Below are 12,344 nucleotides of genomic sequence, written 5' to 3' on the forward strand. Positions count from 1 at the left end.
TTTTACTTATTATTTAAGATTCTTTTGTGCTGTAAAGACACAAATTTTGAACTTTCTACATTTTTCAGGTAATCTGTCAACGAAGATCTACTCATGCTGTCTTTCGTAAGATAAATTCTTCCTCCAAAATCCTGTACGATTTGATCTAATTGTGAAACTAATTTTTTCAATTTTGAATTCACTTTAAAATCAAGCGCCAAAGTATAACCTTCTATCGGAAAAGAATTGTAAGCTTCAGAATTGTCTTTCCCGAAAAGCTTTAAAACGGCAAGGAAAGAACCATTTCCGCTATTGGCAATCGTTTCAAGAATTTTCTGCATTCCTGCTTTGCCATTTTCCTTCGGAATCACCATTTGATACTGTATGAAACCCGATTTTCCGTAAATCCTGTTCCATTCATTAATGGCATCAAGCGGATAAAAATACGTTTCGTAATCGATGATATTTTTAACCTCTTTTTGAGATTGCTTTTTATAATAAAAATAATTGAAAATCTTTACCGTTAATGCATTTAAAACAAATCCCGGGAAATAAAAAGGAACGGTGGGAGAAAATTTCTTTTTTAATCGTAGAGGATTTTTCAGGAATTTTTGAGGAAGCTCATGTGAAAAAGCATGCTCACCTCTCATCAGAATACTTCTTCCTATATCTTTCCCTTTCTGAAAACAGTCGATCCATGCTACAGTGTAAGTCCAGCTTTCGCTTTCTTCAAAGAGCCTGAATATTTCGTCTAAATTTTCAGCTTTTATGCTTTCCTGACGAATATATGCAGTTTCAATATTTTTCAGCTTAAATCTTGCTGAAAGAATAATTCCCGTTAAACCCATTCCGCCAATTGTTGCGTAGAATTTTTCAGAATTTTCTTCTTTTGAGCAGGTAATAATTTCACCATTTTCTGTCATTAATTTAAAATCAATAACATATTCTGAAAAACAACCTTCAGAGTGATGATTTTTCCCATGTACATCAGATGCAATTGCTCCGCCCACGGTAACAAACTTAGTTCCCGGAGTCACGTATAAAAAATAACCTTGCGGAACAGAAATTTCTAAAACTTCGGATAAAAGAACACCGGATTCACATTCTATAATTCCGTTTAACCGATCGAAACTGATGAATTTATTTAGTTTTTTAGTTGAGAAAATACTTTCACCTAAAGAGGCGTCACCATAACATCTTCCGTTTCCTCTTGCGATAACTTCATTGTGATTCTGTAAAAATTCTTTAATTTTTCTGTAGCTGTCTTCCGACTTCATTTCTTTTTCCACAATAGGAAAATTACCCCAGTTTTTGACTTTTTGTGTGAAATTTGGCTTCATAATTTACAGTAAGTTAAATTGATGGATACTTTCTTTAAAGTAAATCAAGATTAAAAACGAAACAACCCACAAAATCAACGTAATCTGAATATATAGATCTCTGTATAAAATCTTTGTCGGAGATTCTGTTCTGTTATAAACCAAAGTCTGCTGTAAATATCTTAAAAATGCGAAAACAACAAAAATTACCGTATAAAATATACTTGAATGTGATTTCTGCTGAACTTCCGGAGAAAGGGTAAACATCAGATAACAGACAATTGCCAAAGTTACTGAAATTGAAAGTGCAATGTCTGCAAACTGTACATTATATCCATCTAAAGATTTTCTTGTTTTCCCTGAAATCTGCGCGTTGATTAATTCTCCTCTTCGCTTTCCGATAGCTAAAACCAATGCTAAAACAAACGTTAACAGTATTGCCCACTGTGAAATGAATATCCCGGTAATGTAACCTCCTGCTTGAACTCGAAGCACAAAACCAATGGCAATGATACAAATATCAATAATCGGGACATGCTTTAATTTAAAAGTATAAGCCAAATTCATAAGGAAATAAAACACAATGATTGATGCAAATTTCCAGATTGAGGAATCGAGATAAAAATGAGCAAAGAGCGTTAACAGAATATTTGCAATTACTAATCCTATTAAAACACCAATTGCAGTAGGTTTTGAAATAGCGCCACTTGCCAAAGGACGTCTTCTTTTTTCAGGGTGTTTCCTGTCTGCTTCAATATCATTATAATCATTAAGAATATAAACAACGCCCGCGGCTAAAGAAAATATGATAAATGCGAAAATACTTTTAGTAAGTAAATCTAAATTTTTAATATTACCCGAGAAAAAGAGCGGAACGAAAACAAAAAGATTCTTAACCCATTGTTCTACACGAAGCAGTTTTAAATATTTCTTCATTTATGCGGTTTCGATTGCAAAAATAGTGTTTTTCAGACAGAAAACTCTGGTATAAAAATACAAAAAAACCGCTAAAAGCGGTTTTATAAAGTAATATTTTATATAATTAAATAATTATTGACCTTGTTGTGCATCGTTAATCATTTTCTCATTTGCCGTAATTGCAAACTCTACTCTTCTGTTTTTAGCTCTACCAGCTTCTGTATCATTTGATGCAACCGGCATAGATTCTCCTTCTCCTGAAGCGAATAATCTGCTCGAAGCAATTCCTTTAGATACCAGATAAGATTTTACAGAGTTTGCTCTTCTTTCAGATAATTTTTGATTGTAATCGTCTGCGCCCTTGCTGTCTGTATGACCGTAAATGTTGATATTTGTATCTGGGTTATTAATTAAAACCTGAGTTAGTTTATCAAGATTTGTTTTTGCTAAAGCAGTAAGGTCTGACGAATCGAATGCGAAAGTTACAATACTTTCATTCATCGTAATTTTAATACCGTCACCTACTCTTTCAACTTCTGCTCCGGGTAAAGTTTCTTTGATGTCTTTTGCCTGCTTATCCATTTTATTACCGATTACATTACCAGCAACACCACCAATAATCCCACCTAAAACAGCACCTAATGCAGCGTTTTTACCTTTCCCTACATTGTTTCCCAATACACCACCGATTACAGCTCCCGAAGCAACTCCTACTGCAGTACCTCTCTGTTGGTGATTTGAATTTTGCACTGCTTCACAACTTGTTAACAATAAAGCTGATGATAGAAAGAATGCGCTTATATATGTTTTATTAAATTTCATTTTGAAAATATTTATAATTAATTATCTAGTGTAATCCATTCCTGTTCTCTCGAAGTTGTAAACGACTCTTACACTACTTCCGTCAAATGGTACATTTTGCTCTAAAGAGAATTGGTCTGTTGTATTATTGATTACCGTTAAAGTATATCCAGCTGTATTTTGTTTAGCTTTTGTACCGTCTGCAATTTTTTTGAATGTAAAAGTATTACCTTTAATATCAGCTTTTATTGCCTGAATCAGTTTAGGACAAGAACCGCCGCCATTTAAAGTATAAGAACCTGAATAATTATTCGGAATAAATCTCCAGTGGCTTCCTACAAAACACTGTGCATCTGCGCCTTCATCAAAAGGTTTGATTTTGTATTGTTTATCATAATCGATGCTCACAATCTGCCAATCTCCTTTCATTTTTAGAAATTCTGATCTTACAGCTTGTGCATCTTTTGCTTTATTAACTGTGGAACAAGACACTGCAAATAGTGAGATTCCCACTAAGCCTGCAAGTAGTAGCTTTTTCATATTATGGTTTTATTATTTTAACATTGAAGATACCACAAAAAACCGTGCCAAATTTTAATTATTTTAAAAAAAATAAAGCCTGAAAAATTCAGGCTTTATAGTTTATGTTGATCAATATAGCTGATTATTATCTCTTTACAGATTTCTTAGCGGGTCTTGATTTTTTTACTGCTTTTGTTTTTACTGTGTTTGATTTTCCATCATAAAAATTAGTATAAGCATATTCAGCAGCTTTTTTAACATCAATAACACCTCCTGCCTGAGATTTTTCTCCAAATTCATTAGCAGAACTCAGATTGCTCGTTTTTACTAAAGATTCAATAATCTGAGCTGGTTTCAGATTTGGCATATAAGCTAGCAAAACTGCTGCTGCTCCCGCTGCAACAGGGGAAGCCATAGAAGTTCCCTGAAGATATTCATACTTACCTTTAGTAACAGTAGAATAAATCTGTTCTCCCGGTGCAAATACATTGACCATTTTCTTGTTATAATTAGAAAAATCGGCTCTTAATGCATCATTTTTATTGGTACTTGCGCCCACAACCATAACATTATTTACAAACGGTGCTTCGTCTGTAATATTTTTAAAATTGGTTGGATAGGCTAAATGTTCTGCAACATCTTCATTTTCATTTCCGGCTGCTTTTACCAAAAGAACACCTTTATCCTGAGCATACTTAAATGCATCCCAAACTACGTTTTTCCCGGGAGAAACCGGTTTTCCGAAACTCATATTCAGAATTCTTGCACCGTTATCCACAGCATATCTTATTGCATTGGCAACATCTTTATCTCTTTCATCACCATTGGGAACTGTTCTTACTGTCATTATTTTTGCTACTTTCGAAGCAACACCATACTGTATTTCACTACCTTGAGGCGATCCCGCAATAATACCTGCAACGTGAGTTCCGTGGGTTGCATCAGGACCTTCGTAATGATTATTTCCGTAGATTTTTTCTGAATAATCATCATAATGATCTCCTACAATTTCTGCTCTCGGATCATAATTAATATCATACTGCTTCGCCATAGGACCAAAATGATCTAAGGCTTCTTTCATTTCTTCCTTAAGTTTTGATTCTACTTCAGCCGCAGGTTTTCCTGCAAACTCAGGATTATTTGCAATAAGTGATAAAATTTCAAGCGCTGCAGCCTCTTGTTGAGTAGAAGGTTTTTTGTTTTTAATTGTTTCAGCTGTTAAAGGTTTTCCTCCTAAAATTGCTACCATTGCCGGTATCGATTCGTTAATCATAGAATAACGCTGGAAACTTTGCCTTGCATCAACACTTTTTTTTGTGAAAAGTTCTTTCGACTTCATATACATCGCAAATTCTTCCGGCATTTTTGCCTGATTCGATTTGTTTTGAGTAGAATTATCTCCTTCGAAAACCGGCTTGTATTTAGCAACCACTCTTGTTACTTCCATATTATCAATGTCGATATCACCATTTTTACCACCAATAAAATTCCATCCGTGAACATCATCGATATATCCGTTTCCGTCATCATCTTTGCCGTTATTTGGAACTTCATTAGGATTTGACCACATATTTTTAGCCAATCCTGGATGATCAACCTGAACACCACTGTCTAAAACCCCTACAATAACTGTTTTAGGTTTTAAACCTTTTGATTCTAAAAATTTATACGCATTTTCTGTATTTACACCATATACTTTTGTGGTCGCAAAATCTTTGTGATACCAAGTCATCAAATCTTTATCTTCTTTTGACTCAGTTTTTGGCGTTTCCTGAGCTGAAGAATAAGTAAAACCAGCTAAAAAAACTGCTGCTAACAATACTTTTTTCATATGTACAATTTATTTGCAAATGTTTTTTTATCAACTTATGAGCGAAAATAATTTCCACGGGATAAGTTAATATTTACATTTAATATTTTTAATATAAGTAAGAGATTCCGGACCTTTGTTACAAATAAGATCAATAATTGATAAATTTTCTAAAAAACCAAACTTATCTGAGAAGATTTGATAGTATTCTTCAAACTCATATTCTAAAGGTTTTTTGGGTGAAAATTTCTCTCTGAAATTTACTTCTTCCGGATTTTTAAAATACTCTTTATTCAAAGAGTATGCCTTTTCTGTTTTTAAAATATTCTGAACAATTTCGATACTTTTCAAATTGAAATCCAGCAGGAATTTTTCTTTTACATCAAAAATTTTCTCTAATTTATCTTCATAATATTCAAAATATGGGGAACCCTGATATACTGTTTTAATGGATTTCCAGTGAATTTTTTGCCATTCTTCACGATAAGACATCTCGGTATCTTTAAATAAACGATTTCCATTATGAGCAATCGGAATAATTAACGAAAGTTTCCCATTCGCTCCATAGATATTGGTACGATTTCTAAAAGTCTGCTTTGGAAAGCTTTCAAACTGCTCAAAAGTCACTTCATTTTCAGGATTTAAAAACTCTGAAAACCATGAAATCGGTGGTAAATAAAATACCGGTAATAATATATTTCGCATAGTCCTTTATAGAAAAATGAAGTACTTTTTCAAATACTTCATTCTTATTATTTTTATGATTAATTAAATCTCGTCTTCTTTTTTCTTCTTTCCGAATAATTTTACAAAATATTCCCAGCCAAAGAAAAGAATAAGGATCATCGCTGCAACCCACCAATAAGAAGTTTTGTTAGCTTCTCCTGTATTTGTAGCTTTGAACATTCTGTCCCAACGGATTTTAAACGGAGCTTGATAAGAAGAGCTCGAATCTTTAAATGCTCCCTGTAAACTCATCCAGGTAAACATTGGTCTTCCTACGATATTTTCTTCCGGAACAAAACCAAAGAATCTTGCATCAAGAGAAGCATCTCTGTTATCTCCCACCATCATATAATAATCCTGCTGAATTGTATACTGATTCGCTTCTTTTCCGTTAACAAAAATTTTCCCGTTTTTATTTTCTAATTTATTGTTTTCATATTTAGAAATTATCCACTGATACTCCGGTAAAGTTTTCTCATTAAGAGCAACAATGTCTCCTTTTTTAGGAATTTTTAGCGGACCATATTGATCCTGATTCCATCCGCTGTTAATCGGGAAAATAGATTGTGTAGTATCAATTTTTGTTCTTGCTTCATCTCTGTAAGAAACCGCAGATTCTCCTTTAGGCTGGATATCTTCCTTCATATCAATAACCTGAGGAAGTTTTTTGATTTCTGCAGCCGTTTTATCGGTCAAACCTTGGAAAGCATAAACAAACCCGTTCCCGTTTGGAATTTCCTGAACCGGTAAAAATCCAAAAGTATTGTATAAACTTGGAATATCAAGCTGACTTCCTGTATTAACAATATATCTGTGCTGAATTTCCTGATCTCCTAAAACAGTTTCCGGTTTTCCGTTTACAAAAAGTCTTCCGTTTCTCATTTCAAAAGTATCACCTGCAACTGCAACCAATCTTTTCACATAAGGATCTTTTCTGTCAATTGCGGTGTGTACAGAATCTTGAGGGTAATTGAAAACAACAATTTCGTTTTTCTGTGGCTTACTGAACTGGAAAATTCTTTCGTAAGGCAATTTTATTCCGTCAACATAAGATTTAGGATCATCTTTAGGATTTCCAGGTTTTCCAGTATCCATAATAGTTCCCTGTAAGAATGGTATTGCAACAGGACGCATTGGTAATCTGTAACCGTAGCTCCATTTATTTACAAAAAGAAAGTCTCCTACCAATAAAGTTCTTTCCATTGATCCGGTAGGAATACCGAAAGGCTGCGTTACAAAAACGTGAATGATGGTTGCGAAAACTACTGCAAAAGTAATCGATCCAATAAAAGTGTCTTTCTTTTTTGCATTTTTTTCTTCATCAGTAAGATACAAATCATTTTCGTCTTCAATCTCAGTATCTTTAGAATAATTGATTGTCGCCATGTAGATAAAAGGCAAAATAACAGTCAACAACTGATCTTTAAAGAGAGTTTTTCCAAATTTTTTCATCAAATACAGATGAAAAACACTCATCATAATAGGTCCCACAATTGGTAAATATGATAAAAGTGCCCACCATTTCGGGTGTTTTGTTTCTTTAAGGATAATGAAATAATTGTAGAAAGGTATAAATGCGAATAATGGATTATACCCCAATTTCTTGAACAGCTTCCAAGTGGAAATCCCCATTAATACTGATAAAATGAGAACATAAACTGTGTACGTTAAAAAATAATTCATAAATTTTCGTGCCTAATCTGTAATTATGATTGATGAGCAATGTGTAATAAGTAATAGATTCTTACACAAATTCTCTATTATTAGTTTGCAATGTAAGTATTTTGTTACAATTTTAGAGTCCTAAAACATCTTTCATTGTAAAGTTTCCTTTTTTGTCTTTTATCCATTCTGCAGCAACCACTGCTCCCAAAGCAAAGCCGTTTCTGTTATATGCCGTATGTTTTATTTCAATCTCATCGACTTCACTTCTGTAATAAACAGAGTGCGTTCCCGGAACTTCATCTTCACGAATAGCAAAAATACCCAATTGTTTTTCCTGAGTTTCTTCTAATTTCCAGGCATCAAACTGATCATTGTTTCTGATAATTCCTTCTGCGAGAGAAATTGCTGTTCCGCTTGGTGCATCAAGCTTGTGGATGTGATGAATCTCTTCTAACTGACAAGAATATTCGTTCACATTTTTCATTAAATTGGCTAATTTTTCGTTTAAAGCAAAAAATAAATTCACGCCTAAACTAAAGTTTGAGCCATATAAAAATGCAGTTTCATTCTGAACTGCAATATTTTCGATTTCGGATTTTTTTTCAAGCCATCCTGTTGTTCCGCAGATTACGGGAATTTTATTTTCAAGACAGGCTTTAATATTATCAAAAGCCACTTCAGGAAGAGAAAATTCGATCACAACATCAGGATGATTAAGATTTTCAGCAGTCGGAGTTTCTTTCAATCGGGCAACCACTTCATGACCTCTTTTCAGAGCAATCTCATCGATAATCTTCCCCATTCTTCCGTATCCTACCAATGCTATTTTCATATAAATAATTATTTCTCTTAATTATAATTTTAAAATCTGAAACTTAGAGCCAAACCTGTTTTTGGCGGACTTACATTATAGTCATCATAAATTACAGCCGGAGCAAACGTTAAATCCGGATCTTTACGACCTTCATATAAATGGGCATCTACAACCGCATCTACAATTCCTAAAATGTAAATTAATCCTGTAATGGCAATGGCATAATCCCGCTGTCTTTTCACTCTGTCTTGTGCATTTCCCAAAGCTGTAGCATCCAAAGTAGGATTTCTCGTTAAGAAATCGTTTGGTGCACCATTTAATTTTGCAATGTAATATTCACGGTATTTTTCATATTGATTCTGATTCCAGATTGCAATACCTGCTCCCGTTCCTACAGCTCCCCAAACAATGGGAATCTTCCAGTATTTCTTATTGTAAAACTGCCCCAAACCCGGTAAGACCGCAGAATATAAACCTGCTTTCGTAGGGTTTAATTTTTTAACTTTTAATTTGGCAGGAGCATTTGCTTTTTCAATTTCTTTTATCACTTCTGCAGAAGCTTGCGGTTTTGCAGCAGGAATACTGTCTGTAGCGTAGTGCTCAAGTCTTACAGTATCTCTCGGATTGGTCTGTGAAAATACCAATCCTGATAACAATATGAAAAAAGTAAAAAGTAAGTTTTTCATTTATTTAATGTGAGATAAAATATATTCCAGCTCATCTTCATTTTTAAAATCTAAAACAATCTTGCCTTTTTTACCGGTTCCTGTTGTTTTAATTTCAACTTTTACATCAAGAATATCTGCAATTGTTTTCTGCGCTCTTTTATAATTGTTTGAAAGCTCAGCTTTTGCTCTTTTTGCAGCAGGAGATTTTGGATTTTTTAATGCTGTTGCCGCCTGTTCAGATTGACGAACATTCAGTTTTTCTTTGATAATTAAATCAAATAATATTTGCTGATGCTCTTCATTTTCAAGACTGATGATTGCTCTTCCGTGTCCTGCAGAAATTTCTCCGCTTCGGATGGCATTCTGAATATCCGGACTCAACCTTAATAATCTGATTGAATTGGTAATGGTACTTCTGTCTTTTCCAATTCTTTGGCTCAGATTTTCCTGAGTAAGACCGATTTCTTCCAAAAGTCTGTGGTATGTTAATGCAATTTCAATCGCATCAAGATCTTCACGCTGAATATTTTCCACAAGAGCCATTTCAAGAAGCTCCTGGTCATTTACCAAACGAATGTATGCCGGAACTGAAGACAAACCGGCAATTTTACTTGCTCTGAAACGTCTTTCCCCGGAAATAATTTCAAATTTCTCGCCGTCTTTTCTTAAGGTAATAGGCTGTATAACTCCTAAATTTTTAATAGACTGCGCTAATTCGTTTAATGCTTTTTCGTCAAAATAAGTTCTTGGCTGTGTAGGATTCGGGTAAATATCTTCCATGGAAACCTCCATAATATTTCCCACAAATTTATCTGCTCCTTCATCAGTTGCTGTGTTGACGGTAGCTTTGGATTCTGCACTTAGAATTGCTCCCAAACCACGTCCCATTGCTCTTTTTCTGTCCTTCATTCTGTGTAAATGATTATTGATTAATGATCATTGATAATTATTTAAATACAAAAATCATTTTAATTTTTAACTAAATTTTCGTTCTTCAATAAAACCTCTTCTGCAAGCTGGATGTATTGAATGGCTCCCTTACTTTCAGCATCATAATTTAAGATACTTTCACCGAAACTTGGTGCTTCACTTAACCTAACATTTCTGCTGATGATTGTTTCAAAAACCATTTCCGGGAAGTGAGAATTTACTTCTTCCACTACCTGATTTGAAAGTCTCAAACGGCTGTCGTACATCGTCAACAATAAACCTTCGATGTCTAAATCTTTATTGTGAATTTTCTGAACATTTTTTACCGTGTTTAAAAGCTTCCCAAGACCTTCCAATGCAAAATACTCACACTGAATCGGAATAATTACAGAATCTGCTGCCGTTAAAGCATTAATTGTAATTAAACCTAAACTTGGTGCGCAGTCTATAATAATGTAATCGTAATCGTCTCTTACTTCCTTCAATGCTTCTTTCAGCATATATTCACGTCTTTCTTTGTCTACTAATTCAATCTCGGCTGCTACCAAATCAATGTGAGAAGGTACAATATCTAAATTAGGAGTCGTCGTTTTTTGAATACAGTTTCTAGTTTCAACACTATGTTCCAAAAGATTATAGGTAGAATACTGCACTTCTTCCACACCCAAACCAGAAGTTGCATTTGCCTGTGGATCTGCATCAATAATCAGAATTTTCTTTTCTAAAACCCCTAATGCTGCAGCTAAATTTACGGCAGTAGTAGTCTTTCCTACTCCACCTTTCTGATTAGCGATACCTATAATTTTTGCCATTGCTCGAACTTTAAGCCTCAAAAATACACTTTTTTCTCTGCTATTAGAGAATGACTAAAACGAATATTGAGTTAAAATATTGTTAACAAGCATTTTAGACCTAAAAAAAATTATCCACAAAAATAAATCTTTGTGGATAACTACTGAAATTTGTTTTTAAGATATTAATTATCAAATTTCATTGAAATCGGAAAGCTGAAATAACTTCTTACCGATTCATTTTTTTTATTTTTTCCAGGAACCCATTTTCCTTTTACTGATTTAATGGTTCTGATTGCTTCTGCATTAAACGAAGCGTCTTTACCATTAGCTTTGATATTAGAAATACTGCCGTCTGTTTCAACGACAAATGTTACTTTTGTACTTATAACATCCTGATTTTCAAAAGCTGAAACATCGAATTTATTCATTACTTTATTTCTGAAAGAATTAATTCCTCCCTCAAAATCTGCACTTTTACTCAAACCTTCTTCTCCAATAATCTCATTCGGATCAACTGGAGCTACAGGGTTTACTTTTGGAGGAGCTACTGTTCCAGGTCCTGAAATAATTGTTGTTGGAACATTAATACTTGGCGCAACTGGTGAAGTAAAATCATTTTTTACTCCGGCAATTGCATCTTTAGGAATATCTTTTACAATATTACTTTCATCTGCATCTTTTTTAGGAGTTACGACCTGAGAATCATATTGTTTCACACTTGGAGGTGGAGGAGTAACTACAGTTTGTGGCGGTTTGACTTCTGCGGGTGGATCTTTTTTATCTACATTTACCATTACTGGTGGTTCGGGAATAAACCCGCTATCAGTAACGTCAGGAGAATTAAACGCTGAAATTACTACTGGAATGATAGAAACTGCAGCTAATAAACCAACCCCTATAAAAAATGCTTTGGTTAAAATTCTGTCTGATTCTGTTCTTAATACATAAGCACCATAAGCTTTGTTACGGTTTTCGAAAAGGATTTCGTTCAGTCGAAATTCCTGATTTTGTTCTAGGTGTTTCATCACTACAAAAATTAAAATTGTTAATATATTATAGATTATCAGTTTTCAATACGTTTAAAATAATCTTTGAAACAATATCAAAAAATTTGCCAATTTTTTAACAAAACATAAAATTTTATATAAAAACTATGTTAAATTGAAAATTTAACTATTCAACGAATATAAAATTGGGTTTTAAATGTTTATAATTCCCTGGTTAATGAACATAAGAATGTTTTGCGAATTTTTGATTTCAGTTTCTCAATATGATTTTTATGCTAATAATCTTTATTGACTTTCAATTTTGAATAGTTGACAATTATATTCTTGATGAAACCTAGAAAGCCTGTATGGATGACAGAAATCCTAGCCCCGATTGCAATGAAAATCCTTT

The 12,344-nt window shown here is 33.7% G+C and carries 12 protein-coding genes; all 12 read right to left on the reverse strand.

Annotated features, from left to right (window positions below; translation table 11 throughout):
* Positions 1-2 precede the first annotated feature (2 nt).
* The 12 genes from ACOOWA_RS13270 to ACOOWA_RS13325 all read right to left on the reverse strand — a co-directional run bounded on the left by ACOOWA_RS13270 (position 3) and on the right by ACOOWA_RS13325 (position 11,971).
* The gene (locus ACOOWA_RS13270; protein WP_421375872.1) at positions 3-1,319 is read right to left on the reverse strand and encodes an FAD-binding protein; all 1,317 of its coding nucleotides are present in this window, start codon (positions 1,317-1,319) and stop codon (positions 3-5) included.
* A gap of 3 nt (positions 1,320-1,322) precedes the next feature.
* Positions 1,323-2,234, reverse strand: a complete 912-nt coding sequence (locus tag ACOOWA_RS13275; protein ID WP_421375873.1) for a decaprenyl-phosphate phosphoribosyltransferase — start codon at positions 2,232-2,234, stop codon at positions 1,323-1,325.
* Between the two features lie 114 nt (positions 2,235-2,348).
* Positions 2,349-3,038 carry an OmpA family protein gene (locus ACOOWA_RS13280; RefSeq protein ID WP_421375875.1) on the reverse strand — a complete coding sequence of 230 codons (690 nt, stop codon included), beginning with the start codon at positions 3,036-3,038 and terminating at the stop codon, positions 2,349-2,351.
* A gap of 21 nt (positions 3,039-3,059) precedes the next feature.
* The gene (locus ACOOWA_RS13285; RefSeq protein WP_421375877.1) at positions 3,060-3,557 is read right to left on the reverse strand and encodes a lipocalin family protein; all 498 of its coding nucleotides are present in this window, start codon (positions 3,555-3,557) and stop codon (positions 3,060-3,062) included.
* Positions 3,558-3,684: 127 nt separating this feature from the next.
* Positions 3,685-5,370, reverse strand: a complete 1,686-nt coding sequence (locus ACOOWA_RS13290) for a S8 family serine peptidase (protein ID WP_421375879.1) — start codon at positions 5,368-5,370, stop codon at positions 3,685-3,687.
* Positions 5,371-5,436: 66 nt separating this feature from the next.
* Positions 5,437-6,054, reverse strand: a complete 618-nt coding sequence (locus ACOOWA_RS13295) for a WbqC family protein (protein WP_421375881.1) — start codon at positions 6,052-6,054, stop codon at positions 5,437-5,439.
* A 63-nt stretch (positions 6,055-6,117) separates the two neighbouring features.
* A complete protein-coding gene (gene lepB / locus ACOOWA_RS13300; protein ID WP_421375883.1) occupies positions 6,118-7,758 on the reverse strand; it encodes a signal peptidase I in 1,641 nt (546 codons plus the stop codon).
* A 112-nt stretch (positions 7,759-7,870) separates the two neighbouring features.
* Complete coding sequence (gene dapB / locus ACOOWA_RS13305; protein WP_421375884.1) at positions 7,871-8,572, reverse strand: 4-hydroxy-tetrahydrodipicolinate reductase; 702 nt, start codon at positions 8,570-8,572, stop codon at positions 7,871-7,873.
* A 29-nt stretch (positions 8,573-8,601) separates the two neighbouring features.
* Entirely contained in the window at positions 8,602-9,240 is a 639-nt protein-coding gene (locus ACOOWA_RS13310; RefSeq protein ID WP_421375886.1) for a DUF5683 domain-containing protein, read from the reverse strand.
* Complete coding sequence (locus ACOOWA_RS13315; protein ID WP_421375888.1) at positions 9,241-10,131, reverse strand: ParB/RepB/Spo0J family partition protein; 891 nt, start codon at positions 10,129-10,131, stop codon at positions 9,241-9,243. It abuts the gene before it with no gap.
* Positions 10,132-10,190: 59 nt separating this feature from the next.
* Entirely contained in the window at positions 10,191-10,964 is a 774-nt protein-coding gene (locus tag ACOOWA_RS13320) for a ParA family protein (RefSeq protein WP_421375890.1), read from the reverse strand.
* A gap of 164 nt (positions 10,965-11,128) precedes the next feature.
* Positions 11,129-11,971 (reverse strand): energy transducer TonB, encoded by an 843-nt coding sequence (locus ACOOWA_RS13325; protein WP_421375892.1) that lies wholly within the window; start codon positions 11,969-11,971, stop codon positions 11,129-11,131.
* Positions 11,972-12,344: the final 373 nt, after the last annotated feature.

This window comes from Chryseobacterium sp. GP-SGM7, assembly GCF_049166575.1.
GTDB lineage: Bacteria > Bacteroidota > Bacteroidia > Flavobacteriales > Weeksellaceae > Chryseobacterium.